We start from the raw sequence: 25,607 nt of genomic DNA, 5'->3' as shown, positions 1-25,607 counted from the left end.
TACCGTTGAAATCTTTTTCATTCCGTCTGAAATCGTCAAAATTATGTACTAACCCGGCAACAGTTAACTTATCAATTTAAAATTCCGAATATGAAAAAAAACTCTTGTTTTCTCGAGTTGTCTAACAGAAAATATGGATATTGTGTCCGGAAAATCTGGAGTGAAGGCTTAACAATTGAGTTGGAAGTTTATCACTTATAAGAATACTTCATTGCATGCTGTGTACACTTTTCAAAATGCTCACAATTTTTACAATCTTTCCAGAGGGATAACTTTTCAGAATTTTCTACTTTTTTAAAATCTAGTTTTTCAAAAAAGATGGGAGCAGTTGTCCTGACATACAAGTCGCAGCATGAGTCCCCAGTAGTTGTTAGAAGATACTTAACAAGCCTGGTTCCAACACCTTTTCCCCGGAAGTTCGGATGGACTGCAATAGAATGAATCTCCAGAAAATTTTTACCGTGGAATTCGGATTTTATAAGGGCAGCACATCCTGTAATTTTTCCATCGATTTCAGCCAGCACAAAATCTTCCGGTGCAAGTCCTTCCATGTCAAGAAAGTAAGTTGACAGGAGCCTCTGAATCGCTAGCAGGTCAGAATTTCTGGCTTTTCGAATGCAGATCTCTCTCATAATTTCCCTTGTTTTCCTTAGTTGTTTTCTTGTAGTCAGACTTTCTTCATCTGGCAGTCAGGCTTTCTTCATCTGGGAGTCAGATTTTCTTCATATGGGAGTCAGATTTTCTTTATCTGATAGTCAGATTTTCTTCATATGGTAATCTGGCTTTCTTCAAGGTATAAGGCTCATCCATGCTCCCGCTCCGAAAGCCCTCAAGATCAAGAGTTATGTAGTCAAAGCCCAGGGATTTCAAATGACGCGAAATTTTCTCTCTTTTCCGCAGAGCATGTTCAAATTCACTTTGAATAACTTCTATCCGGGCTAAATTTTCGTGCATCCTGACTCTAAACTGAGTAAAACCCAGGGAAAAAAGAAATTCTTCAGCTTTTTCGATTTTCTGGAGAGCCTCTTCCGTGATTGGTTGTCCGTAAGGAATTCGGGTGGCAAGGCAGGCTGCAGACGGCCTGCTGGCTGCTGAAAGAGAAAGTTCAGAAGCGAACTCCCTGATTTCTTCTTTTGTCACGTTAAAGTCCACAAAAGGAGAAAAGACCATTTCTCCGGCTTCCTGGACCGCCCTGTATCCCGGACGGTTTTCCCCGTGTATTTCAGAGGAATTAGTGCCCTCAAGTACAGCATTATATCCCGATTTTTCCGCGAAATCCAGCAGGGCTTCAAGCAGCGCCTTTTTACAGAAATAGCACCTGTTTAGTGTATTTGTGGGAAAATAAGGAAGGCTCAACTGAGAGAAAGAGAGTATTTTGTGCTCAATTCCTATCTCGCAGGCTGTCTTGACAGCTATTTCAAGTTGTGTCCTTGGAAAAAGTGGAGAATTTATGGTTACGGCAAGAGCTCTTTCTCCAAGTACCTCAAAAGCAAGGGCTGCAAGAGTAGCACTGTCCACCCCTCCTGAAAATGCAATGACTGCACTTTCTCTGGCTTTTATAGCTTCCTTTATCAGTTCTATCTTTTCACTGGCCATTAATAACGGGTTTTTAGCTAATAAGATATATGTATTTGCCAGCCCTATGATCAGGCTATTTGAAACAGCCTACAGAGAGGATTTATGAATTTACTAATGGATACTATTTTTAAGTTTGAGGATCTTCTCAAAATAGAGGCATTTCGAAATCATTGTAATGTTTTTATTACCAGAGCTTTGTTCTATATCAGAGCTCTATTTATTATAATAATTCAAAGTAAAGAGCAAATTTGCCTGAACTACAGAATTTTCATTCAAATTATAAAGACGGAGATCTTACATGGCATTATTCGGAACTAATGGTGTACGTGGTATCGCCAATGAATATATAAATCCAGAACTGGCAGTCAATTTAGCCAGAAGCCTTGGTACATATATGGGTTCAAAAGGCACGGTTGCTATAGGCTGTGATACCCGGATTTCAGGTCAGATGCTGAAGTCTGCCGCAATTGCCGGGGCTCTTTCAACAGGTCTGAATGTAATTGACGTGGGAACTCTCCCTACTCCTTCTATTCAATACTATGTGCGTGATTATGCCGATGCAGGAATCGTTATTACTGCGTCTCACAACCCAAGACAATATAACGGAATCAAATTAATTGCTGGAGATGGTACGGAGTTTCCCAGGGATGGAGAAAGAGATATCGAAAAAATTTACTTATCTGGAAAATATTCCATTGTATCCTGGGAGAAAACCGGCAGTTTCAGAGTCGATCCAGGAGTCAATGACTATTATATCAGAAATATTATTAACGCAGTGGATGCCGAAAAGATTCGCAGCCGCAAACTCAAAGTAGTCATTGATACAGGTTCCGGAGCAGGTTCGCTTACTCTCCCCTTTCTGCTCAGAGAACTGGGCTGCAATGTGCTGACTCTTGGAGCTCAGCCCGATGGGACCTTCCCCTGGCGAAATCCCGAACCCACTCCCGATGCTTTAACCGAGCTCTCCGAACTTGTGAAAATGACTGGGGCCGATCTCGGAGCAGCTCACGACGGGGATGCAGATAGAATAGTCTTTATGGATGAAAATGGCGAGTTCTTAAATGAAGAAGTTCTGCTTGCCATGATGGCAAAATATATGCTTGAACGCGAAAAAGGGCCTATAGTAACTCCTGTTAGCTCCTCACAGCGGATGGCCGATGTAGCAAAAGAAGAAGGAGTCGAGCTTTACTGGACAGCAGTTGGCTCCATCAACGTCGCCAGGAAGATGATGGAAGTAAATGCAGTATTCGGAGGCGAGGGCAATGGAGGCCTTATTTTCCCCAAACATCAGTATTGCAGGGATGGAGCAATGGCCTGTGCCAAAATCCTTGAAATCCTGGCTGGTGGGAGAAAGCTTTCCGAGCTTGCTAAGAGTGTACCTCAGTACTTCAACGCAAAAACTAAAGTTCCTTCTGTAAACACGCAAGCTACAATGGAAGGAGTAAAATATGAAGCTTCAGGCCTCGGGCTTAAAATGGACACCATCGACGGAGTCAAAATACGGTACGAAGACGGCTGGGTCCTTATCCGCCCCTCGGGCACGGAACCGATTTTCCGAATCTTTGCCGAAGCAAAGAAGCAAGAACGAGCCGAAGAACTCATGCAGGAAGGCCTGCAAATGGTCATAAGAGCAGAAAAAGCTTCAACTCCCAAATAAGTCCCGAATCTCTCCTGGGGCTTCCACTCAAACATTTTTTCAAAATGGTTGTCCCACAACCGTTGCGCCGGTTGATCACGCCGATAGGGTTTGGGGATAAGGTTCTCAGACCCAAATGTTGGCCCGTGGTTTTTGCTCAAGCCGTTTTTTAAAAGGCTTGCGATCACGCCGGAGAGGGGCTGGGATAAAATCCTTAAACTCAAACTTAGAGCAGTTTTTGCTCAAACTTTTTTAAAAGACTTGCACCACTTTGAGCTTTGGTTAAGCTTTCTCCGGGAAGGCTGCAGAACTCAGATGAGTATTTTATTTAACTGGTATGCTTTATTTTGATATTAGTAGCAACAAATTATAAATACATTAATCACTTTATTACATATGGGACTAAAAATGAGCGGTCCTAATTTATAGAAGTGTGTCAGTATAAGAGCCTCCTAAGCTCAAAGAGTATCTATTCTAAACTGAAAATGTAGTAAAAGCTCTAAGTATTGTTTGATTAAAGGAACAGCCGGTAGTACAAGATCAATCGAAAGTGCAAGACCAACAAATAAATTTACAAATAAATTTGAAAATTGCAGACTCTGTCAAAATGAAACTAAATAAAGCCTATTCAAAAAATTAAATGTGAAATGAAGCTATGGATTAAAACTCGAATTCAAGTTATGGAGTTGATAGGAGAAAGATAGAAGAAAGATAGCAACAGAACCAGAGTAGATAACATGTGCGTAAATCTCAAAAATAAATAAATAAATTGTGCTCAACGTCTCAGGGAATTTATGAATCCAGAACAGTAAGATTTGGTTTCAAAGCCGGTAACGAAATCCGTATATCGACCTTCAACCTTATCCCTCTAATTTTACTTTTTATCAAATTTTCGGTGTATTTCCCAGTATCCTGTAAGTTTGCCCCCAAGGGCAAATTTTCCAAGTTCTCGCCTGACCCTATCGCTAACTTCTGAGGGAACAGCCGATGCATATGGAGTTCCCGGCAAAGGGGTCAGGTAGTGGGCTCTTACAGTGCCTCCTTTCTTGCAGATCCAGCGGACAAGGTCAAGGCTTTTTTCCTGGTCTTCCTCATTTTCGGTGGGAAGGCCAAAAATGAAATCAACAGCTGGAACAATTTCATATTCCAGACAGCACTCAACTGCTGAAATGCTGTCTCCAACCGTATGCCCTCTGCGGATCTCCTTTAGAATTCGGTCACTGCCGGACTGAGCCCCAAGGCTAAGGCTATCGTTTGTGCAGTATTTTCTTACAAGTTCAACCGATTCATTGGTTACGAATTCAGGACGCACTTCCGAAGGAAAAGTCCCGAAAAAGATTTTCTTATCAGGCAGTTTATGAAGTGCCGAAAGCAATTTTTCCACCTTATCAAACCTGGGGTGAATTCCGTCACTGCCATAACCAAAGGCATTGGAAGCTATAAAGCGGAGGTCATTATAGTACCCTGCATTTTTCACAATGGAATCTATGCTTCTGTGCCTGACTTCTCTTCCGAAAAGCCTGGGAGTCTGGCAGTACTTGCAGCCCCAGGGACATCCCCTGCTAATTTCAATAGGAGACCGGAGTTTATGAGGGTCAAAGCAGGGGTAGGAATCAAGGTTTACATATGGCCTTTTCGGAGTTGTGGCAACCTTGCTTGTTTTTACATCCCTGTATGCAATGCCAGGTACTTTTCGTGGGTCTCCATTTTCCTGGATCGTTTTCACAAGTTCCGGAAGGGTTTCCTCTCCTTCCCCGATCACAACATAATCAAAGTATTCGAGTGTCTCTTCCGGAGCGCCGGATGGATGAGGTCCTCCAGCAATAAAAATCGAATCCGTGCCTGCAGTTTTCACTTCTATAAATACTTTTGCCGCCTGGCGCGTTGTAAAACTGTAGATCATGATCCCGTCTACGGGTCTGTCCACAAAACCGGCTTCAGGCAGTAAAGGCGAAAGGACTGCAAAGCTGTAAGAATTTTTCTTGCTGTACCGGAAGTGCACGTCCATTATTTTTTTCTCCGTTTTTTAGAAATCCAGACTCTTTCAGGGAATTGGCTTAAAAGGTATCAGAGTAAAGCAGAGTAAGCCCAGGATAAAGGTAATGATCCCTATAAAAATGCGTTTTTTATCCAGTTCGACTTTATCGTGCAGGGGAGACGGATGCCCTACCGCAGCAAAAATCCAGAGGAAAAGGGCCCAGGAAATCCATATAAATCCGTCTTCCTTCAGCCAGTAAATTACATAAAGCCCTATCAGGAACAGGACACGCGGCATCATAAATGAAATTTTTTCCGCTTTCTTACCCAGCATAGCCCTCAGGATGTGCCCACCGTCAAGCTGCCCCGAAGGAAGGAGATTGAGCAGGGTAACAAACATTCCTACCCAGCCTGCAAAGGCTACGGGATGAAGGTTTTCTCCTGTAACTCCAACAAGGTTCTGGATAAACACGAAAAGTGGAGGCAGGCCAAGACCAAGCATCATAGACTCCGACAGGGGGTTTACTGCAGGCGCCTTAAGGTTAAGTCCAATTACAGTCACTGCGACCGACATGAACAGACCTACCAGTGGCCCTGCAACTCCAACATCAAAAAGCGCTTTTCGACTGGGTACAGGCCCTCTGTAGCGAATTAACGCTCCCATAGTGCCAATAAAAGTCGGAAAAGGAATGAAATACGGAAGAGATGCCTTCATTCCATGATATCTGGCCATTAAATAGTGAGCCATCTCATGAGAACCAAGAACTGTCATTATCGCAAGGGTAAATGGTAAGCCCCGGATAAGCTGGGAGGAATCGATTTCGAGGTCTGCTCCTGACATCCAGGCTCCGCAAACCATAGTTGTAAAAAAGGTTGCTATGAAAAGGACAAGGTTTATCCAGGTCTTTTCCTTTGCCTTCTTTTCAGGAGAAACCAGCAGTACATATTCTCCAAGTTCGTACTTCAACGTACACCCAAACCCAAAATGCTGTAAAGGTTCCCAGAGTTCTCCTGGAACATTTTCGGAATTGGTTCTAGGGGTTCCATAGAAGTAAAGAGCTTCCCCGGAATTCTGGACCTCATAAACGTCGAATACCCTGGCTATGTAAGGATATAAACGCGAGACCGTTTCTTCGGCGTTGAATTTTCCCTTGCCTTTCTTATGGTTTTCCGGGTTCATTTTGGAGTTCCTATTTTCCATCTTAAAACTTAATTTTTGGGTTTATCCATTCAATTTGATCAGTTCAACTTTATCTGTTCAGCTTTCAGGACTTAAATAACCTTTTTTCGTTTGATGATTATTTTTCAGTTTCTGTCCAGCTTTCAGGACTTAAATAACCTTTTTTCGTTTGATGATTATTTTTCAGTTTTACTCGTTTTCAGTTTTAATGGTTTCCTGCTTGAGAAGTTCAATATATCCTTTACTTCCGTTAACCAGAACAAGATCTCCATTATTTAATACTTCGTAAGGGTTTCTCTCAAGCATATCAACAAGTGGGATTTCGGAAATAATGGCTCCAACTGCAACTATGGGCTCGGTTTCCAGATTTATTATCGCTGAAGGGGCGACCCCATTTTTCTTCAGTTGATACATAACATACGAGCCAACTGTAGAGCCTTTGCCGTGTGGAAAAACAAGAACTTTATTCTGGATTGATTTTCCTTCAAGGGCATGATTCTCTTCAATTACAACCCCGGTTTTCGGGTCTACACTGCCAAGGAATGAAATAGGATCTCTGGAGAGCAGTACTTCCCCCTGTGCACATCCTCTTGAAATCGTCCTGCCTTTAAGTTTAATGGGAACCACCTGCCTTTTTTACTACCTTCTTTGATGCTTCGCCTACTGCTTCCTCGACACAGGCCTCCATACTTCCGTATACGGCTTCAGCTCCGCACATCCCCGGCACATAAGCAAGCGCTTTTCCTGAGTTCACCATGACACAGGAATAGCTGTTGGTAGCAGGAGAAACTACCATGCAGGTGTCACAGACAACCTTAGCTCCACTTTTCTCAATGGTCCCGACATACTCAGGATAGCGCTTTGCAAGTTCCCTTGAGGTAAAGATCCAGAACTCTTTTGAAACTGTTTTTCCTCTCAGGAGTTCGGCTGCTTTTTCGAGCTCTGCTGCCGAGCAGTGAGGACACCCTATGGTTATCAATTCAGGCTCCTTGCAGGCTTTTTTCAGGCTCGCATAAACCTCTTCAAGCTGGCTTTTCTCAATAGTTATTTTTTCTGACGGCTCCTCAAAATCCACCCTGCGAATCTCAGGCGTGACTCCTTCAACGTGGTAAAGGGCAACTGCTCCTGACGCTGCCATTGCAGCTCCCAGCGCTTTTAACTCATCCGCATCCGGAGTACTCCTTAGATGAAAAACAGGCACCCTGCTCCCTGCAAGTTTCCCAGCTACATAACCAAGCGCACCGTAATCCGATCCCTTCAGTGGATATTCTACATCAAATGAAATCTCAGGCACACGGTTTTCATCCAGATGGAATCCATAGTTTGCGGTTTTTCCAAGAAGTGCAGCAGAAAGGGCTGACGGCCCACCTTCCCGGTTTGTTCTGGCCCCGAGTACGGAATTTGCATAGGAAACGGCTGATGATTCGCTCCATGCCAGATGGTCACCGTAACCGACATCAAAACCCTCGAGATTATAAGGCGTACATGTGCATTCACACCGAATTCCCAGTTTTTCGTATGCCTGGACAATCAATTTTTGTTTTTCCGCAAACTCGGGCGAGATCCTGAGCCTTTTCCAGTCTTGCAGATCCATCCCGGCAGGGTTTAGAATCGCAGGAACCTTAACCTTCCCCTGCAGGTCTGAAATCCATTCAAGACCCGCATCGCCCATAGTTTTGTAAGAAACTCCTGCAATCTGGGCACTTTTGATGGGAATAAGCCCATCTGCACCGTAAATATCCCCAAGGGCCACCAGGATTTCAATAGCTTGCCTGAGAGTCTCTCCGGCGTCTCCATTCAGGATTTGCTCTTCTTCTTTTGTAAGATACATTGAAATTCACTCGATAATTACAGATGCTTAAAATAATTTTTACTTATTATTCAGGAATTATTCAGGAATTATTCAGGAATTATTCAGGAATTGCTGCCCTTTCAAAATTTTCCTTTTCTACGAGCACTTTTGTAGCATCAATTCCCACTTTTGTGGTCGTTCCATCAGGAGCTCCTCGTGGGTCAAGGGAACTTCCCCGAACATTGGGGATAATCAAAATGTCCATATCCCCTTTTACCCTGGTAGCAATTGCAAATTCGACATCATTCGGATCAAAAATATTTATATCTTCGTCCACAACTACCACGTGCTTAAGGCTCGTATGAGCTGCAAAGGCCGCCATGATAGCGTTTTTCCCGTCCCCTTCAGTCTGCTTCTCAATCTGAACAACTGCATGGAGATAACAGCATCCTCCTTCGGTCAATACCACGTTCTTGACCGTCGTAACCTCCCCTACAGATCTGTAAATCCTTGGCTCGTAAGGCACTCCCATCATCAGAAGATGTTCAGGACCGGCTGGCAGAATTCCGTGATAAATCGGGTCTTTTCTATGGATGACTCGGGTAATATGGATAACAGGTTCTTTTCTTACCACATCGTAGGTTCCGGTTATGTCTACAAAAGGCCCTTCATCAATCCTCTCTACAGGATCAATATACCCTTCAAGCACAATCTCCGCATGAGGAACTTTTACCCCGTTTGCGCACTCAAAAAGCTCAATTGGAGCAACTCTAAGGGCGGCTGCGTATTCAAATTCTTTTCCTACAGGAACCCTTGTCGAAGTCGCGTAAATAATTGTAGGGTCGCAACCAAGCACGATTGCAACAGGCAGAGGTTCGCCTTTTTCGGCGGCTTTTTTATGCAGGAGATAGGTATGCCTTGGAGGAACCAGCCGGGCTGCAAGTTTATCTTTTCCTGCTAGCATAAGCCGGTGGATAGAAGCATTAATCGTACCTCCGTATTCGGAAACCACAATTCCTGCAGTTATATAGGGAGCTCCATCTTTTTCAAAATGCGTGAGGATAGGAAGTTTTGTCAGATCTACCTGGTCTTCTATAACCTCAAGCGTTGGAGATTCTGACACCAGCTTCACTTCCCCTTCAGGAGAAACTTCCGAAAGCTTCTTTATAATCTCTTCTTTAGGGACTCCGAGCATGGAGGCAAGTTCATCCCTTGACCCCAGCAGGTTCATTATGACTTTTGAACCTGAAATATCATGGAAGAGAACGGGAGTTTTTGTGTTTTTTGCAATTTTTGAAGCTTCAAATCTCGGAGACACAGATTGGAATATTTCTACCAGTTTTCCATTTTCTTTTAACTGGTTGATAAAAGTTCTAAAACTCATGGGTATCTGGATATCAGAAAGCTGTCAGATGATAAAAAGATTATCTGACAAGTTTTTAAGAATAACTTGTAAAAAACTTGCCTGCAAGACTTTTTAAAAAAAGCTTGACCACAAACCTTTTCAAAAAAGGTTTGATCGAAAATCCGTAGCAGTGGTGGGAACCTTTTTAAAAAAGCCTGAAAAGGTCATCTTAGCATTCGTCAAGCACGAAAGCCCTGGGCCTTATAATCCTTTTCTTCTCGTACTGGTCAAAGCAGTGAGCTATCCAGCCTGACACCCTGCCGATTGCGAAGATTGATGTTGCAAGTTGAGGGGGGATATCCATATACTTGTAAATAACTCCCGAGTAAAAATCAACGTTCGGATAAATTGGCTTTCCTTTCTTTTCTACGAGTTCGCGGACAACAGTGTTTTCTACTACTTCAGCAATATTGTACCAGTGCATATCCCCTTTTGCTTCTGCGAGTTGTTTAGCAAGCTGCTTGAATATCGTGCCTCTAGGATCGTAAGTTTTGTAAACCCTATGTCCAAAGCCCATAATTTTTTCTTTTTTACTCAGCTTATCAAGGACATAACTCTCCGCGTTTTCGGGGCAAGTGATCTCTTCGATCATGGCTGTGACTTCTGCCCTTGCTCCCCCATGCAGAGGACCTTTAAGAGTGCAAAGCCCGGAAACAACAGCAGAATAGAGGTCTGAAAGAGTAGAGGCGGTAACTCTTGACGAAAAAGTAGAGGCATTTAGTTCGTGTTCGGCGCTGAGGATGAAGTCTTTTTCCATGACCTCAGCTTCCAATTGAGTTGGTTTGTTTCCTCTTAACATATACAGAAAGTTAGCTCCATGGGATAGGGACGGATCAGGAGAAACAGGTTGGTTCCCGTTTGCGATTCTATAATACGCAGCAACTATGGTTGGTATCTTGGCAATTAACCTTATGGCTTTTCTCTTATTTCCTTCAGGAGAGCTGTCGTTGATGTCCGGATCGAACTGTGATATAAAAGAAACGATTGTACGCAGCGCTTCTATAGCTTCAATGTTGAAATTGCACATATGGATAATGTCTATCACCTCCCTGTTGACTTCACGCTCCCCATGCAGGCAGGCTGAATACTCGGCAAGTTCCTGATCTCCGGGGAGATCTCCGAGGATAAGCAGATAGGAAACGGCATCATAGGGGAGATCAACCAGCTTGTTAATGTCTATCTCCCTGTATTTCAGAATGCCTTCTAACCCATCAATGAAACAGATATTTTTACTCATTTTATACCTCACAGTTATGCCAAGAGGATTTTCAAAAAACTTTGAAGTTTGGGGAATCCTCTACTTATATGTGGAAAATTTAACGCAAAGGGTCTTAAAAGACCCAAAAATAGGGTGACAATGCATTCCTATTATCGTTGAATAAGTATATTAAATTTGTTGAAATTATATTTCAGTACCATTATAATTATTTTTTTAATATTAAGGCTGCTACGGCCTTAAACCTCTAAGTTACATTAAAAATGAAATGTGCTCATTTCAGAATAAAGTTTTCCTTAAAAATGCCTGTAAAATTAAAAAACTCTTTATAAATCTCTTTCCGATCCTGGAAAAGAAAAAGGTTTCAAAAAAGCAGGAAGCTTTATGTAAAGCTTGCGAAACCGTCTCAAAAAGATTCTTTATTTAATTCCGGCATTTCTAACCTGTTATTTTTTCTTCACTGAATCCCGCAAGAACTTATGCAAAATTCCGCCGTTCAGGTAATACTCAACTTCCACAGCAGAATCCAGCCTCAAAGTTACCTGAAACTGCACTTCATTACCATTTTCGTCCTTTGCACTTACAGTGAGATTTCCGTGGGGTTCCATGTATTCAATGCCCAGAATATCATAGCTTTCCTTTCCTGTGAGGCCCAGGATATCGGCATTCTCACCTTCTTTAAATTGCAATGGAAGAACTCCCATGCCGACAAGGTTACTTCTGTGAATACGCTCGAAAGACTCGGCAATAACTGCTTTAACTCCAAGCAGGAACGTACCTTTTGCTGCCCAGTCCCTGGAACTGCCTGTCCCGTATTCCTTTCCTGCGAGAACGATAAGAGGAATGTTATTTTCTGCATAAAGCATAGATGCATCATAAATTGGGATTCCTTCGCAAGTGTCCTCGGGGAAGTCTTCTTTTCGGGAATGGTATACGGTCCATCCTCCTTCTCTGTCCACGAGCCTGTTCCTGAGCCGAATATTCCCGAAGGTTCCACGCATCATCACCTCATGGTTACCCCTCCTGGACCCATAAGAATTGAAATCTTCAGGGCTCACACCCCAGGAAATCAGGTACCTGCCTGCAGGACTATCTGAAGGAATGTCCCCTGCAGGAGAGATGTGATCCGTGGTAATACTGTCTCCAAAAAGAGCCAGAACTCTTGCATTCTTTATATCCGCAGGCGAAGGTGGAGCAGGCGGAAAGTCCATGAAATAGGGTGGTTCCTGAATATATGTGGACATAGAGTTCCAATCATAGAGGGTCCCTGTCGGGGCTTCCAGCTCTTTCCAGCGTTTGGGACCCTCCAGAGCACTCGAGTATTCTTTTTCGAACATTGAAGGTTTGATGCTGTTCTTTTCAGCGTCCCTTATTTCCTCTTCTGCAGGCCAGATTTCCTTGAGGTAAACAGGACGTCCGTTGGGATCATAAGCAAGAGGATCGGTTTCAAGGTTGATGTTCACGGTACCTGCGATTGCATAGGCCACAACAAGAGGCGGAGAAGCAAGGAAGTTTGCTCTGACAAGCGGGTTAATCCGCCCTTCGAAGTTTCGGTTTCCACTGAGTACGGCTGCGACAGTAAGGTCATTTTCCTTAATTTCGTTTGAAACTTTTTCAGGTAAAGGCCCACTGTTTCCAATACAGGTTGTACAACCATAACCAACCTGGTGGAAACCAAGTGCTTCGAGATAGGGCAAAAGTCCTGCAGTTCTCAAATATTCCGTAGCTACTCTTGAGCCTGGGGAAAGGCTTGTTTTTACAAAAGGTTTGACATGAAGGCCCTTTTCTACAGCCTTTTTGGCGAGCAGCCCGGCCCCTATTAAAACTGAAGGGTTTGAGGTATTGGTACAGGAAGTAATTGCTGCAATCACTACAGAGCCATGTGTTACCCTGAAAGCCTTTTCCGAAGATTTCTTTATTTCCTCTTCGGCGCCGAGAATTTCAGGCCCCTCTAAAGGTTTCCCTCCGTCTTCTGTCCAGCGCTGGTAAGCAGGGTCCTGGGAAAGTTCAAGCCCTGACTCTTTCTTTCGGATAAAGGTCTGCTGCATAGTTTCACGGTAATTTTCAGGCACCTCACTCAAGAAAAGCTGGTCCTGAGGACGCTTCGGGCCCGCAAGACAGGGTTTTACCGTGCTCATATCAAGTTCCAGAGTAGTGCTGAAAACGGGGTCAGGTTCGTGAGGCGAATAGAAAAGTCCCTGGGCTTCCAGATACTTTTTCACAAGGTCAACCTGCTCTTCACCCCTGCCAGTTCTTCGCAGATAGTCAAGCGTCTCGGTATCAGGCGGGAAAATTCCGAGGGTTGCACCATACTCAGGGGCCATGTTGGAAATCGTTGCCCTGTCCGGAAGACTCAGTGAATTTAACCCGGGCCCATAAAATTCCACGAATTTGCCGACAACTCCCTCTTTTCTAAGCATCTTCGTAATTGTCAGGACAAGATCGGTGGCAGTGACTCCAGGTGCAGTTTTTCCATAAAGCTTGAAGCCCACTACCTGAGGCACAGGCATATAATAAGGCTGCCCGAGCATTACGGCTTCGGCTTCTATGCCTCCTACTCCCCAGCCGAGTACTCCAATTCCGTTAATCATTGTAGTATGGGAGTCTGTCCCTACAAGAGTATCAGGGAATGCAGACAACTCACCATCTTTCTCTTTAAGGTGCACAAGTGGAGTCAGATATTCAAGGTTCACCTGATGGATAATTCCCCTTCCAGGGGGCACGACTCTGAAATTGTCAAAAGCTTTCTGGGCCCAGCGAAGGACGGAATAACGTTCCGTGTTGCGTTCAAATTCCTTTTTCTCGTTTTCCTCTAGGGCATATGCCGTGCCGTAGGAGTCCACCTGGACCGAGTGGTCAATAACAAGATCGGCAGGAATTACAGGGTTTATTTTTGCGGGATTGCCTCCGAGGCGCTGCATTGCCGAGCGGAGAGCTGCCAGGTCTACTACAGCCGGAACGCCTGTAAAGTCCTGCATTATTACCCTTGATGGGATGAACGGAATATCCCTGTCACTTACATTTTCAGGACTCCAGTGGGCAAGAGCCTCCACATCCTCAGCAGTTATTATATGCTTTTCAGTATCTGCATGCCTTAGCAGAGATTCCAGCAGGATCCTTATGGAGTAAGGAAGCAGGGAAATTCCTTCATAGCCCTTTTCTTCCAGTTTGCCCAATCTGTAAATCGTAGCTGTTCCGGCAGCTGTTTCAATAGTGTCTCTGACCCCAAATGGGTCCGGCCCTTCTCTCATATATTTCTTACCTCCAGCAAAAATATGAAATTAAAATTATGATATTATAGATATTTTCTTTATCGTATGTATCTCTTTATTGTGTGAAAGCCCCATCTTATCTTCAGACTATTTTATTCCTTCGGGTTTACTACTCCGTTTTTACATACAAAAGTTTGCTCTAATTGAAGTGTTGTCCTCTATTTTTTCCGGAATCTCCGAAAATTGTGCTCTAACTAAATCATACATTAAGCAGTATAATAATTGTATATCCTCTTCAAATTCAATCGAGAATTTTCGGCCCTCCGCTATTCCGTATGGATAAGATGATTTTCAACTCAAGACCGTATTGGTTTTTATGAGAATATTATGAGGATATCCACACAAAACAACGAAGAGCCGAATTCGAAAAATGTGCAACAGTTTTAGTATACAGTTATAAAGTTGAATTTATCGTTTGAGGTTGTTATTTAAACTTAATAAAATTATTAAATTTTCAGTAAATACATGAAATTTACTTTTGCCCATACAATTTGAAGAGAATACGAAAAAGAGGATTTTAGTGGTAAAACAGGTTTAAATTGAGTAAAAAAGTGTAAAGAAGTAAATGCCAAAAACAAAAAAGATTAAACTGAAAAAATCAGAGAAGTGGGATCAGGCTTGACTCGCTTTTTCTAAACTCAGGACCAGAAAAAGGAGAAGCTGAAACCAATTTTCCAAGTTCTCTTGCTTTTTCAAGCAGCCTGGGCCTGAATGAGACTTCAAGATTATCCGTGCCAGCCGCAATAACGGTTTCCAGGACATCAAAGCCGAGATAATAGAGAAGGCCGGCTGTGTATTCAAAATACGGTTTGAAGGCATCCCTGTCTGAACTGCCCTGGGAAAAAACAAGGATCAGTTTTTTATTATCAAGCCTGCTTGAAAAATCAGGTTTTAAAAAGGCTGTCAGACGGTCAATTAAGAGTTTAGTTTGGGCCGTCATCTGCCACATGTAAACAGGAGAGCCGATTACAATAGTGTCTGCAGCCTGGATTTCGTGGTAAAGTTCCTGCATGTCGTCGTCTATTGCACAGCAGCCTGATTCCTTGCATCTGAAGCAGGCGTCACAACCTTTAATATTTAGAGAAGCTAGATTGTAAATTACTTTTTCGGCACCGTTTTCAGCAGCTCCGTCGAGAATTGCATTTACAAGCTTTGCAGTATTCCCATTGATATTAGGACTACCCACCAATCCAAGAATTTTAATGTTAAGACCCCCATTGAAGAGTTTAAAAAGTTAAAATGTCAAACAGTATAACAAAAGTATAAATGATAAGTAAGCATAAAAAAGTTTCTCTTATTTTAAAAAACAAAGAAGTTTTCATGAAAGTTCTGGGGAAAGACAAAGAAAGTATAGGGTAAGGAGGAAAAATATGACTTATAGTCATTATCTTATGTTCTTAAGGTAATGTACATTAACGATTTGGGGTTTGCCGAGCGTCGTCTTTACCTATCCTTATTTTTTTTGAAAACTTACCCGCTGAAAGGTTACTGGGAAAAGGTGTCTTGAGAAAATACCTTAATGATGACGCTAGGACTTACGCACTGAATGTGAAAACTCAAGCACAATAGACGCTGCGGCTAAAGGCATATTTTAGATCGTTGAAGGTTTAATTATTGAGTTTTCATTTAAACCGCGTAAGTCCTGGTAACTTTTCAATATACATTACTGACTTTCATGATCGACTCTTAACTTTTCTTTTCTTTTAAAAGGGCAAAAGCTCCAAGCCCCGCAAGAATCACCGCGAGGGTGTTAAATCCGGGAATTGGGAACCCCTTCTCTTCTGTTTGTGTTTGAGGCAGTCCTTTATAGGTATCGTAGTTGAAAATCGAGACTCCCAGGAAAGCCGAATCATTGGAATAATAGTCTGACAGGCCGGTAAAAAGCTGGCTTATTGAATATTTATCCTTAAAACCTTCTTCCACAGAGATTTCTATTATTCCTCTTGAGCCAGCGCCTCTTATCTCTCCCATTTCAAGGGCAACGGCGTCAACAATGTTGGAAACGGAATTAAGCTCTTTATCTTCGCCGGGATAAGCCTTGATAATAAAGAAATCAACAAACGGAGCGATTTCCTTGATTTGAGACGCAGTATAATTAAGCGGAAGGCTTGCTGAGATGGATACGTTTTCTTTAGCCTCTTTATCGGCTGTTTCAAACAGTGTCCTGTAATCGATTGCGTTTTCTTCAGAACTTTCCCAGCCAGAAGAGTTTACGTCGATATCAATCCCATCAAAGGGAGCAAGGGATTTTTCATTATAATCAAGTACTGTGTCCAGAGTATTCTGGCAGAGGTTATCAGCTCCTTTTTTTGTGCAATTTACGTCTTCCAGAAGCACGGCATGTACGAAAATCCCCTTTTCATGAGCCATTTTCACAAAACGTTCATATTGCCATACGTCTTCGCTGTCTACGCTGAGGAAAATCGTGTTTATTCCTGAGGAATTCAGTTCATTTACAAGGTCAGAGAAATTGAACTCGTATGGGGAAGAAAGCCTGATTCCGGAAGTTTCGGAATTTGGTTTGGATCCAGCCGCGATTTGAGGCTCGGAAATGTTTTCAGAGCTGCTTTTAAAGCTATATTCAAAGTTATCTTCAGAGACGTTGTCAGAGTTATTTTCAGAGATACTCTGTTCAGAGATACTCTGTTCAGAGGTGCCATTTGAATCATCTCCTAAAGAGTTCCCAGAGTTATTCTCAGAAACGCTTTCGGAAGAAACTTTGCTTTCGTCCTGAGCTGAAATAATCTTCACTGTGGGTTCGGCTCCAACGAATTTCCGAACCAGCACATAATCGACTGCCATAGAGCCTGTATTCTTCGAGGCATCCTTGTAAGAAGCAGCATACAGATAAACATGCATTGGGATATTGGTTACGGAATCGTTTGAGGCGAAGTCCATTCTCGGATCACGGACACCATTTTTAAACCAGGATATTTTGCGAGTATTGTTCTCTTCATACCAGGCAATTCCCGAGACATACCATTCTCTTTCAGGAACATTGACATCAGTAAGATCATAGAGGTTCTTTTTTTGTTTCCTGTAAATCGTTTCCAGGTTCACTCGGCTTTCGTTTGCAAGCTCGGTCTCATGCTTGATTTCGTTTTTTTTGCTGTCTATATGGTCTATGAAACCCTGCTGCAGCACAGGCCCTCTATTGTCCGTACCCGTGGTGACTTTCATCCTTTTGACTACAAACATAGAATTTATCTCAAAATTTTTTTTGCTGTAGATCATAGAGGAATCATAGGCATGAACCTTAGGAGCTGAGACGTTACAGATCCCATTTTTAACCTCAACTAGTCCTCCTCCTGCACTTTCAGCGCTCCAGTCCAGTTCATTAAGGTAATTGCCCTCAAAATCATCAAAAAAGTCAAAAGTTTTTTCTCCACTGCTTACGGCTTCGGCCCCGGAGTTATCGTATCTCATGAGAATTTTAGTGGTTTGATTCGCAGAAAGAGACGGAAGCCTGACCCAGATAAGAGCTTCCTCGTTTTCAGGGTCCCAGGTTTCAATCCAGTAATTGAATGTTCTATTTCCTGAGGAAAATCGAAGGTCAGAGCCATCAATTTTTGCCTCTGAAAAGTTAAAATTCGAAGAGTTCAAAACAACAGCAACAGGGTATCCTTGCAGGTCTTTACCGGCGTTCTCAGTAATTAGGATTTCCTTAGAGCAATTCCATGAATTCTTTTCTGTGGGAAGACCCGACGTGCCGCCCGTGGCAGCCAGGGCACAGCCTGTTAATAAGAATATGAAAAATACAAAGGAAATCACGTATACAGTAGATCTTTTTGCTATCATTAAAAGCCTCTCGTAAGCTCGTTATTAAAACCGATTGAGCATTAGTTTGAATATTTAGCATGAAAATACTGCCATCTGCAAGCACTTTCATTGGTTGTGAATGTTATTCGAAGAATATCATGTTCGTTTTGAGAGTTAGTGATTATGAATATCTTGATAGGTAGTGGTTATTTACCTGATAAGAATAAACCTTTTCATAAATTCTCGTTTAATATAATAAAGATAATAATATTAGTACTGGAAATAAAAATGAAATCAAAGAGAATAATATCCAGAAAAGGATAAAACCATAAAATGAAATCCGAAACAGTAATAAAGAATCTTTGCAATTACATTTTCGATGACGCTTCTATCCAGCACCGAACTAAGAAAACTTATACAGGCAAAGCCTCCTTTGCTTGAAAATGCCGTTGATATAGAAACCCAGATCCAGCCTAACGGACTTGAGCTTACCCTGAAAGAAGTGAAAACAATAGAAGGTTCTGGAGCTGTGGATTTTGATAACTCTGAACGAAAGCTTCCAGATGGAAAAACTCTTGAATTCGAAAATGATGGTTGGATTCACCTGCCAGAGGGGATTTACAAGGTACTTTTCAATGAGATTGTAAATATTCCCATGAATCTAGCTGCGATTGCAAAGCCACGTTCAACTCTTATTCGATGCGGAGCTACCCTTGAAACCGCGGTATGGGATGCAGGATACAGAGGCCGCAGCGAGTCGATGCTGGTGGTTTATAATACGGAAGGATTCAGACTGAAAAAAGACGCCCGAATTATGCAGCTTTTATTCTATACTCTGGATACTGAAGTAGAAAAAGGGTATTCAGGGATTTATCAGAACGAAAATACAAAATAAGGGCTCTTCGCTATTCCCTATGGATAAAATGATTTTCAATTCAAGACCGCATTGGTTTTTATGAGGACGTTATAAGGATATCCACACAAAACAACGAAGAGCCAAAATAAGTCATCAAAAAGTGTTTAAACTTTTTTTAATATTTTTAATGGTTTTAACCTTTGTAACCTTTGTAACCTTTGTAACCTTTGTTAACCCTCTTAACGTTTCGAATTTTCAGTAACATTTTTAATTTTTTAATATTTCCCCGAATTTTTTAAGTTATTTTTCACAAATTATGTGCATTTTTAAAAGCAGATTAAGCTTTATAGTCTCTGCCTTCCGAAAATCTGAGTCATGAAAAGTAAGCAAGAGAAATCCTGGCATTTGGTTCCTTAAAGATATACTGATAAAGTTTATATTCTCTAATTCGAAATATGCAGCCTATGAACACTATAGGTAAATCCGTGAGGCTGGAACGTATATTCAATCGAAGTACCGGTAATGCAATTATTATTCCTATGGACCATGGAGTTAGTGCAGGTCCAATTGAAGGGCTTAAAAACCTTCAGGAAACTGTAAACAAGGTTGCAGAAGGCGGGGCAAACGCCGTGCTCGGACACATGGGGCTTGCAAAGTACGGACACCGTGGATACGGACATGATGTGGGCCTTATAATACATCTTTCAGCTTCAACTTCTCTTTCTCCTGATCCAAACCATAAGGTTCTGGTGACAACCGTAGAAGAAGCTATAAAAGTAGGGGCCGATGCCGTATCAGTTCATGTAAATATCGGGGCTGAAGACGAGTATGAAATGCTGCAGGGGCTAGGCTATGTGGCAGGAAAGTGCGATGAATGGGGAATTCCTCTTCTTGCGATGATGTACCCACGCGGAAAAAAGGTTCGTTCTGAATATGATGTGGATGTTGTAAAACATGCAGCTCGAATTGGAGCCGAACTTGGAGCTGATATAATCAAAACAAATTATACCGGAAGCCCTGAAACTTTTAAAGAAGTAGTTGAAGGATGCCCTGTACCTGTAATCATCGCAGGCGGTCCAAAAATGGATTCTGAACAGGAACTGCTGGAAATGATCGCAGGGTCACTCGAGGCAGGAGGAAGAGGTGTTGCTATAGGAAGAAATGTTTTCCAGTCCCGTGACCCAACAGACCTTGTCCAAAAAATTGCAAAAGTTGTTCACGGGGGCGTAAGTGTGGAAGAAATATCAAAGTCGAACAGGTAAATCCTGAAGGTTAAAAAGACTGATGTAAAAATTAAAAGATAAAGTTTAACTGGAAAGGAAAAGTGGAATTTAAAATCATACCGAAAGAAGAAGGCCAGAGGGGTAAGTTCCACTTTTTCCAATGGAAATAAACGGGTTATAATTTTTTAGATAGATTTCTTCTTCTAATCTCTTCTTCTATATATTATGAAGAAACACATTATAAATATAATAAGGTGTTTGAATAAGACTTAAGAAATTCCTAAAAGTAAAAAGCCTCGGTTAAAAACTTTAAATTTCATGTTCTGGACTCACTAATTAGTCGTAGCTTGTTATTTTCCAAAACTTTACTCAAATATTCAAATTCGTTCATTTTTCTATTTTAAAGCTGCTAACCTAATATCTATCTAAATTGAAACCTAAAAGTTACATTTTAACAAATAGTTCTCAGGTACATAGTTTAAGAACAAATTACCTTAAAATCATCTCACATGCTATGTACAGAATGAACAATAAAAGAAAAATGCCGAATGATAAGTGAACAAATGCAGAATAAGTGAACGAATGCAGAATAAGATAAAGTGCTTTTTAAGCGGCATGAACTCTTTTTGAGATATTTTTTGCGTTTTTTTGAAAAAGCCGGAGTTAAACTCAAGTGTATGTATATATTCCATGAAAACCCGGCTGTTAACCAATAGATTCCAGTGGAAATTAGGGGGTACTGAAATTATCAGGAACGAAAACAAAAAGATAAGATTGAATGCGATAATAAAACAAACATTTGAGTACAGTAAGCGAATTGCCGATGGGTTATAATAAATATAACTGGATAAAAAGTGTTTCAAAATTTTTAAAAATTACATCAAAAAAGTAAACAGAACCGTTTTCACATAAAAATTAAAACTCAAAGAACAAATTAAAAAAATATATAGAACTATAACAAAAAAGAAAAAAGTAAAATAATCAATAGTAACAAAAAAATTAACCCGTGGAAGTTTCCAGTGGAAATTATGGGGTTCCTCTTAAAGAAATAAAAGCAGAAATTATGTGGTTGAAATGGAATATAACATTAAACCTTTAGTTGCCTAAAATGCAGGTTTAACAGAAACATATATTGTACCTGGTTTTACTACTCAAGTCATAAGTTCCGTTTACGACGGGCTCTTTGAGAAAAGCCAAATTTTCAAAAGAAAAAAGAAAAAAGTAGAAATTAAAAATCAACGAAGAGAAAAAAGTGGAAATTAAAAATCAACGAAGGGAACGAGGTCACAACCTGTACATTTCAGGCACATTGTCTTTGCAAGCCCTGGATCGAGCCCGTATTTCTTGAGTATTTCGGCTTCAAGTTTTGCAAGCGTTAAAAGGCGTTCAGGGGACGGACGTTCTGTAAAGCAATCTCCGGCCCTTAGAGGATGCGGGTTTACCGGCCGCAGGACAGGAATCACTCCCATTTGTGCAAGGGTCTCGATTCCATCTCTTACAGAATCGTCACTTTCCCCAAGCCCTATTATAAAATTACTGAAAACCCGGTTTTTCCCGAAAACGTCAACAGCTTCCCGGAGTCTATCCAGAATGTAATCAAGGGAAAGGTCTCCACAGACTTTTTTGAAGATCTCCTGGTCCATAGTTTCAACATTGTACTTGACTTCAGAAGCTCCGGCTTCATAGAATTTTCTGGAACATCCTTCAGTAGGGTACACCGAAACTCCAATGGGGACATTGTATTTCTTGAGAGCAGGAAGCAATTTAAGCACACGTTCAACCTCTCCTTCTATTGAGGTTTCAACTCCCGAAGTAAGGGAAATAGCTTTCAGATTTCCTGCTCGTAAAACCTCATCGATTATATTCAGGACTTCTTCGTCACTCTTAACGTGCCCCTGTAACTTGGGTACAGGACAATATTTGCAGTCAAATACGCACCTTTCACAAAGGGTTATAAATGCCTGATCAGGGCAGTGCGCAGGTGCAGGTTCAAGTTTTCCCCTTACGAGCTCTTTTCCTTGATAGAAGACTCCAACATCTCCTTCACCTTCAACTTTCAAAATCGAAAGCGGAGAGTCTTTATTTATGCTGAGCCTTACCCGTTTATTTCCCGACCTGAAAAAAACTGAACTCGTACCTGCCCCCGGACCCGCAGTCGAACCTCGGGCCCGTGGGATAAGTGAGGGGTCTACGGAAACCGAACCTATAGAAATAAGGAAAGCTTTAATTTCCGGCGTAATTAGCTTGCTTTGCATGCAAATTCTCCTGAGAGTGATTACAAAGTGAATACAAGGGCAACTATCAAGCGACTACTAAGTGATCACAAAATGATTAAAAGGGATTAATCACAAGTAATTCCAAAAATAAATTTAGTTCTGCAGCTTCTTTATTTTCTCTCATCATTAAAGAAATATATAAATTATTCTGTTATTTCAGAATAATTTTCGATCTGAATTTAAAGGTAACAATTCCAATTATCCAGTTATAGAAATGGGTCAAGTTTGAGACAACCTGTTAAATTGTTTTCAGCCAATTCAATACCAGAAGAAATATTTTTTGGGTCTTGCTGCCCTAACCTTTGCTGAGAGTAGCTTGCCTCTGACCGTTGCCCTAAATTTATCCCCTCAAACCAGGACTCACGCACCTGAAAAACAAAATCAATTACGTTAAAGGTTGCGAATTAAAGTCACGTTTTATATAGTTAACGATTTGATATTGTTGATTTTTCAGTTCAACTGCATATAGTCCTGGTTATAACAATCATATAAGCTTAGAATAATGGATTGAAATTATAATGATATGCTAATATCAAGATAACTACATAACATTCTGTGCTAAAAATATTATATATGGTAAGCGCATAGTATGAATTGCGTTCTCATCCCTTTAACACCCAATTCATTAGTATCTACTCCATAATTAAGGGGATCAAACGGAAAGAGAATTAACCAAAGCTCGCAACCCGTGAGTCCAGTACCTCAGTATCTCTTCCCATATAAAAATCTCTTAGAGCCGTTCAGAACTTCCAGGTTCCTTGATGAGAACGCAATCTTTTTTTTCAAATATTAAGGCCATATTGATAACTCGTATAAAGAGTGACATGTAACTTTACTTTTATAGCTGCATTTTCATAAAACAAACGTATGCTGAAAGTTCAGAAGTTCAAGAAATGTGTAAAATCAGCTTCAAGAGAATTAAAAAAGGAAGTGATTTCAGGACCTGACAACAGTGGATCAGAACTGCTAAGATGGGTTTTGGGAAGAGCTTTTGTGCAGGCAAAGTGTCAACCTGTGATTGGAACGTATTTCAACAATAAGTGAAGGAAAGCACTGCAATACCGCAACATGTGCATCAGCCAGGAAGCTTATCAGGATAATATGGGCTGTGGGAAAAATAAAAAGTTATTCCAAGTTTCATATTAAAAAGAACTATGATTTAAAATGGAGTTTTACGAATAACCGTATCTGTCGACGGTTAAGAGTTATGATTAAGAGGGAAATATAAAAAACCATTTATAACATGTCTATTCACTATTACCTGGAAATACCAAATGATATCATTGGTTCCCAATGCTAATGCCATAAATGGAAACAAAGCTGAATGGCACATGCTCAAGGATCACAGATGAGAGAAGTCTATGTAAAGCGTGAAACACCGTTTTTGTCTGGACTGGGAGTATTCAAACTTTGTGTATTCTATTGACAGCGTTTATTCTGATTAAGAAGAAGTAAACCAGTTATATACTAATGTTATATTTTTATTTTTAAAATAAAATCAATGGTGTGGAAGTTTATGAAATTTGGTTTCAGAAAACCATCTTTGAAAAAGTCTATTAAAGCAAGGACTACAGGCAAATTAAAACGTAAAGTAAAAAAGGCTGTAGTACCATTTTATGGAAAAAAGGGAACGGGACTTATAAAGAATCCAAAAAAAGCAGTGTATAACAGGATTTACTATAGGACATCGTTTAGTATATTTGGTTTTTTAAAAAAGCGATCTAAAAAATAAATTCAACACGTCTATTTAGAATCATGCAAATTGCCCGGTTAGTCGGCAGAAAACGTTGACAAAATAAGATACAAGAAATTATAGGACGAAGCGTAAAACCCCTGAGTCTTTACAAGCTGTCCGATAATTTCTCCCGGTAATAAAAGGATTTCTTCTTTTTTGGTTTAAAGGTCTTATTTGCTTTCTTATTAGCACTTTTCGACCATGTCGTTGTTCGAGGTTTTCGTTCAAATTTTTGATAAATGGCTCGCAGCCAAGCAGTTTTTTAAAAGGGTTGAGCTGCAATTCTGCTGATTCTGGCGGCACTGCCAATTTTATATATATCTTAAAATAGATTATACCACTCGACCGTCTAAAAAACAATTTTATTATTGAAAAAAGGAGAGAGACATGAAAGTCATGATCATAGGAGGTTTTCTCGGAAGCGGGAAAACAACCACTATACTGAAAATCAGCAGGCAGCTCAGTAACGCAGGAAAGAAGACTGCGATTATTGTAAATGAAATAGGGGAAATAGGGCTTGATGGGGATATTCTTACAAGGCCTGGCATTGTAACCGAGGAACTTACAAGTGGCTGTATTTGCTGTACACTCAGGATAAGCATGCAGTATACTCTTCAGACTCTTGAAGAAGAGTTTATGCCTGACGTTGTTATTATCGAACCGACAGGAATCGCCTTCCCTGGTCAGATACGAGAAGAAATCGAAACAATGGGACTCTCTGAGCTCTCCTTTGCCCCGATAGTAACCCTTATAGATCCTGGTCGGTTCGGGACCGAGGCAAAACAGATCCCGAGGTTTATAGAGACGCAGATAAAAGATGCTGAAGTTCTCTGCATAAACAAGATTGACGTAACGCCTATAGAAACTGTCCTGGCTGCTGAGAAAATGCTCTACGAGATGAACCCGGAAGCCCATATTCTGAAATTTTCCGCAAAACATGAAGATGAACAATTCGAAAAACTACTTATTCACCTCGCTGTACCGGGATTTAAAAAGCCTTCCCAGGAAAAGAAAAACTCCATTGAACTCTCTGAGGTTTCAGCTTACTCAGCTCTCTATACCCTTGAACCACGGGAGTTCAGCCCTGAAGAAAGTGTACGTTTCATAGAAGAAAACCTTCAGACCATTCAGGATAGAGTTCGGGAACTTAATCCTGAGTTTATAGGGCATGTAAAGCTTTCCATGAAACTTCCGAAATCTGCGGTTAAGGGCAGTGTAACCTCATCTAAAGAAGTGCCTCAGGTAGAGCTTCTTCCTGCTCTGGAAAATGAGAACATCGAACTCAGGCTGCTTTCCGCAATTACAAAGGTCTCAAAATATAAACTCATAGAGATAATTGAAAGTACTATTGAAGGAAATCTCAAGAAATCAGGTTTTGTCTTTGAAAAAGAGGTCCATGAGCATGGTACTGATGCTCACGCTGAGAGTCATGGTGAACATGAAAATGAGCAAATATGCAAGGTTAATATATACAGGAAAGACGATTAAAAATATGTCAGGCTCAACTTAAAGATAATTTAATGCTGAACTTAGGCTTGACTCAAAGTTAAATTAAAGCTGGACTTAGGCTTGACTCAAAGTTAAATTAAAGCTGAACTTACAACTAAACTTAAAGGTATGGTAGAAACCTGCAACTTAATTAAGAGGTTTGCAATCACACTTATCCTTTTCGGAACTGTATAAAAAAGAGTTGAGGTTTTAT

General features: G+C 41.1%; 18 protein-coding genes and 1 pseudogene. 7 read left to right on the top strand and 12 right to left on the bottom strand.

Annotated elements, in window-relative coordinates:
• Positions 1–191 precede the first annotated feature (191 nt).
• Together MSVAZ_RS01710 and larE are read right to left on the bottom strand one after the other, a co-directional pair.
• The gene (locus tag MSVAZ_RS01710; protein WP_048117273.1) at positions 192–632 is read right to left on the bottom strand and encodes a GNAT family N-acetyltransferase; all 441 of its coding nucleotides are present in this window, start codon (positions 630–632) and stop codon (positions 192–194) included.
• 112 nt (positions 633–744) lie between these two features.
• Positions 745–1,596, bottom strand: a complete 852-nt coding sequence (larE, locus tag MSVAZ_RS01705; protein ID WP_048117270.1) for an ATP-dependent sacrificial sulfur transferase LarE — start codon at positions 1,594–1,596, stop codon at positions 745–747.
• A gap of 280 nt (positions 1,597–1,876) precedes the next feature.
• On the opposite strand from larE, the gene glmM reads away from it, so the two are divergent.
• A complete protein-coding gene (gene glmM / locus MSVAZ_RS01695; RefSeq protein ID WP_048117262.1) occupies positions 1,877–3,235 on the top strand; it encodes a phosphoglucosamine mutase in 1,359 nt (452 codons plus the stop codon).
• 853 nt (positions 3,236–4,088) lie between these two features.
• Here glmM and MSVAZ_RS01685 read toward each other — a convergent pair.
• The 8 genes from MSVAZ_RS01685 to MSVAZ_RS01650 form a co-directional block, all read right to left on the bottom strand.
• Positions 4,089–5,222 (bottom strand): TIGR04013 family B12-binding domain/radical SAM domain-containing protein, encoded by a 1,134-nt coding sequence (locus tag MSVAZ_RS01685; protein ID WP_048117256.1) that lies wholly within the window; start codon positions 5,220–5,222, stop codon positions 4,089–4,091.
• A gap of 36 nt (positions 5,223–5,258) precedes the next feature.
• Entirely contained in the window at positions 5,259–6,371 is a 1,113-nt protein-coding gene (locus tag MSVAZ_RS01680) for a site-2 protease family protein (RefSeq protein WP_048117253.1), read from the bottom strand.
• 189 nt (positions 6,372–6,560) lie between these two features.
• Positions 6,561–6,998, bottom strand: coding sequence for a DUF126 domain-containing protein (locus tag MSVAZ_RS01675; RefSeq protein ID WP_048117250.1), 438 nt, complete (start codon positions 6,996–6,998; stop codon positions 6,561–6,563).
• Positions 6,985–8,202 carry an aconitase X gene (locus tag MSVAZ_RS01670; RefSeq protein ID WP_048117247.1) on the bottom strand — a complete coding sequence of 406 codons (1,218 nt, stop codon included), beginning with the start codon at positions 8,200–8,202 and terminating at the stop codon, positions 6,985–6,987. Before MSVAZ_RS01670 ends, MSVAZ_RS01675 begins: the two co-directional genes overlap by 14 nt.
• Before the next feature lie 79 nt (positions 8,203–8,281).
• Positions 8,282–9,547: a UbiD family decarboxylase gene (locus MSVAZ_RS01665; RefSeq protein WP_048117244.1), complete on the bottom strand. Its 1,266-nt coding sequence runs from the start codon at positions 9,545–9,547 to the stop codon at positions 8,282–8,284.
• A gap of 190 nt (positions 9,548–9,737) precedes the next feature.
• The gene (locus tag MSVAZ_RS01660; protein ID WP_048117241.1) at positions 9,738–10,805 is read right to left on the bottom strand and encodes a citrate/2-methylcitrate synthase; all 1,068 of its coding nucleotides are present in this window, start codon (positions 10,803–10,805) and stop codon (positions 9,738–9,740) included.
• A 425-nt stretch (positions 10,806–11,230) separates the two neighbouring features.
• A complete protein-coding gene (gene acnA, locus MSVAZ_RS01655; RefSeq protein ID WP_048117238.1) occupies positions 11,231–14,035 on the bottom strand; it encodes an aconitate hydratase AcnA in 2,805 nt (934 codons plus the stop codon).
• Positions 14,036–14,654: 619 nt separating this feature from the next.
• A complete protein-coding gene (locus MSVAZ_RS01650) occupies positions 14,655–15,254 on the bottom strand; it encodes a flavodoxin family protein (protein WP_394297484.1) in 600 nt (199 codons plus the stop codon).
• 183 nt (positions 15,255–15,437) lie between these two features.
• On the opposite strand from MSVAZ_RS01650, the pseudogene MSVAZ_RS21915 reads away from it, so the two are divergent.
• Positions 15,438–15,583 (top strand): annotated as a pseudogene (locus MSVAZ_RS21915) (DUF4277 domain-containing protein); the annotation flags it as partial.
• A 159-nt stretch (positions 15,584–15,742) separates the two neighbouring features.
• Here MSVAZ_RS21915 and MSVAZ_RS01645 read toward each other — a convergent pair.
• A complete protein-coding gene (locus MSVAZ_RS01645) occupies positions 15,743–17,854 on the bottom strand; it encodes a DUF2341 domain-containing protein (RefSeq protein WP_048117233.1) in 2,112 nt (703 codons plus the stop codon).
• Between the two features lie 340 nt (positions 17,855–18,194).
• Here MSVAZ_RS01645 and MSVAZ_RS01640 point away from each other — a divergent pair, with 340 nt between their 5' ends.
• Together MSVAZ_RS01640 and MSVAZ_RS01635 are read left to right on the top strand one after the other, a co-directional pair.
• A complete protein-coding gene (locus MSVAZ_RS01640) occupies positions 18,195–18,710 on the top strand; it encodes a deoxyuridine 5'-triphosphate nucleotidohydrolase (protein WP_048117231.1) in 516 nt (171 codons plus the stop codon).
• A 425-nt stretch (positions 18,711–19,135) separates the two neighbouring features.
• On the top strand, positions 19,136–19,933 hold the full coding sequence (locus tag MSVAZ_RS01635) for a 2-amino-3,7-dideoxy-D-threo-hept-6-ulosonate synthase (protein ID WP_048123531.1): 798 nt from the start codon (positions 19,136–19,138) through the stop codon (positions 19,931–19,933).
• Positions 19,934–21,153: 1,220 nt separating this feature from the next.
• Here MSVAZ_RS01635 and MSVAZ_RS01630 read toward each other — a convergent pair.
• On the bottom strand, positions 21,154–22,149 hold the full coding sequence (locus MSVAZ_RS01630) for a radical SAM protein (RefSeq protein WP_048117228.1): 996 nt from the start codon (positions 22,147–22,149) through the stop codon (positions 21,154–21,156).
• Between the two features lie 1,039 nt (positions 22,150–23,188).
• Between MSVAZ_RS01630 and MSVAZ_RS19915 the strand changes: the two genes are divergently transcribed.
• The 3 genes from MSVAZ_RS19915 (at position 23,189) to MSVAZ_RS01620 (ending at position 25,393) form a co-directional block, all read left to right on the top strand.
• On the top strand, positions 23,189–23,398 hold the full coding sequence (locus tag MSVAZ_RS19915) for a hypothetical protein (protein WP_157205991.1): 210 nt from the start codon (positions 23,189–23,191) through the stop codon (positions 23,396–23,398).
• A 288-nt stretch (positions 23,399–23,686) separates the two neighbouring features.
• Positions 23,687–23,902, top strand: coding sequence for a hypothetical protein (locus MSVAZ_RS01625; RefSeq protein ID WP_048117226.1), 216 nt, complete (start codon positions 23,687–23,689; stop codon positions 23,900–23,902).
• Between the two features lie 390 nt (positions 23,903–24,292).
• Positions 24,293–25,393, top strand: a complete 1,101-nt coding sequence (locus tag MSVAZ_RS01620) for a CobW family GTP-binding protein (protein ID WP_048117222.1) — start codon at positions 24,293–24,295, stop codon at positions 25,391–25,393.
• Positions 25,394–25,607: the final 214 nt, after the last annotated feature.

The organism is Methanosarcina vacuolata Z-761, assembly GCF_000969905.1.
Lineage (GTDB): Archaea > Halobacteriota > Methanosarcinia > Methanosarcinales > Methanosarcinaceae > Methanosarcina > Methanosarcina vacuolata.
This window is presented reverse-complemented; position numbering and strand designations above follow the sequence as displayed.

Bases quoted from the DNA above. Each gene is read 5' to 3' on its own strand.
- MSVAZ_RS01710 (WP_048117273.1), bottom strand. From the start codon at position 632: ATGAGAGAGATCTGCATTCGAAAAGCCAGAAATTCTGACCTGCTAGCG.
- larE (WP_048117270.1), bottom strand. From the start codon at position 1,596: ATGGCCAGTGAAAAGATAGAACTGATAAAGGAAGCTATAAAAGCCAGA.
- glmM (WP_048117262.1), top strand. From the start codon at position 1,877: ATGGCATTATTCGGAACTAATGGTGTACGTGGTATCGCCAATGAATAT.
- MSVAZ_RS01685 (WP_048117256.1), bottom strand. From the start codon at position 5,222: ATGGACGTGCACTTCCGGTACAGCAAGAAAAATTCTTACAGCTTTGCA.
- MSVAZ_RS01680 (WP_048117253.1), bottom strand. From the start codon at position 6,371: ATGAACCCGGAAAACCATAAGAAAGGCAAGGGAAAATTCAACGCCGAA.
- MSVAZ_RS01670 (WP_048117247.1), bottom strand. From the start codon at position 8,202: ATGTATCTTACAAAAGAAGAAGAGCAAATCCTGAATGGAGACGCCGGA.
- MSVAZ_RS01665 (WP_048117244.1), bottom strand. From the start codon at position 9,547: ATGAGTTTTAGAACTTTTATCAACCAGTTAAAAGAAAATGGAAAACTG.
- MSVAZ_RS01660 (WP_048117241.1), bottom strand. From the start codon at position 10,805: ATGAGTAAAAATATCTGTTTCATTGATGGGTTAGAAGGCATTCTGAAA.
- acnA (WP_048117238.1), bottom strand. From the start codon at position 14,035: ATGAGAGAAGGGCCGGACCCATTTGGGGTCAGAGACACTATTGAAACA.
- MSVAZ_RS01645 (WP_048117233.1), bottom strand. From the start codon at position 17,854: ATGATAGCAAAAAGATCTACTGTATACGTGATTTCCTTTGTATTTTTC.
- MSVAZ_RS01640 (WP_048117231.1), top strand. From the start codon at position 18,195: ATGACGCTTCTATCCAGCACCGAACTAAGAAAACTTATACAGGCAAAG.
- MSVAZ_RS01635 (WP_048123531.1), top strand. From the start codon at position 19,136: ATGAACACTATAGGTAAATCCGTGAGGCTGGAACGTATATTCAATCGA.
- MSVAZ_RS01630 (WP_048117228.1), bottom strand. From the start codon at position 22,149: ATGCAAAGCAAGCTAATTACGCCGGAAATTAAAGCTTTCCTTATTTCT.
- MSVAZ_RS01625 (WP_048117226.1), top strand. From the start codon at position 23,687: ATGAAATTTGGTTTCAGAAAACCATCTTTGAAAAAGTCTATTAAAGCA.
- MSVAZ_RS01620 (WP_048117222.1), top strand. From the start codon at position 24,293: ATGAAAGTCATGATCATAGGAGGTTTTCTCGGAAGCGGGAAAACAACC.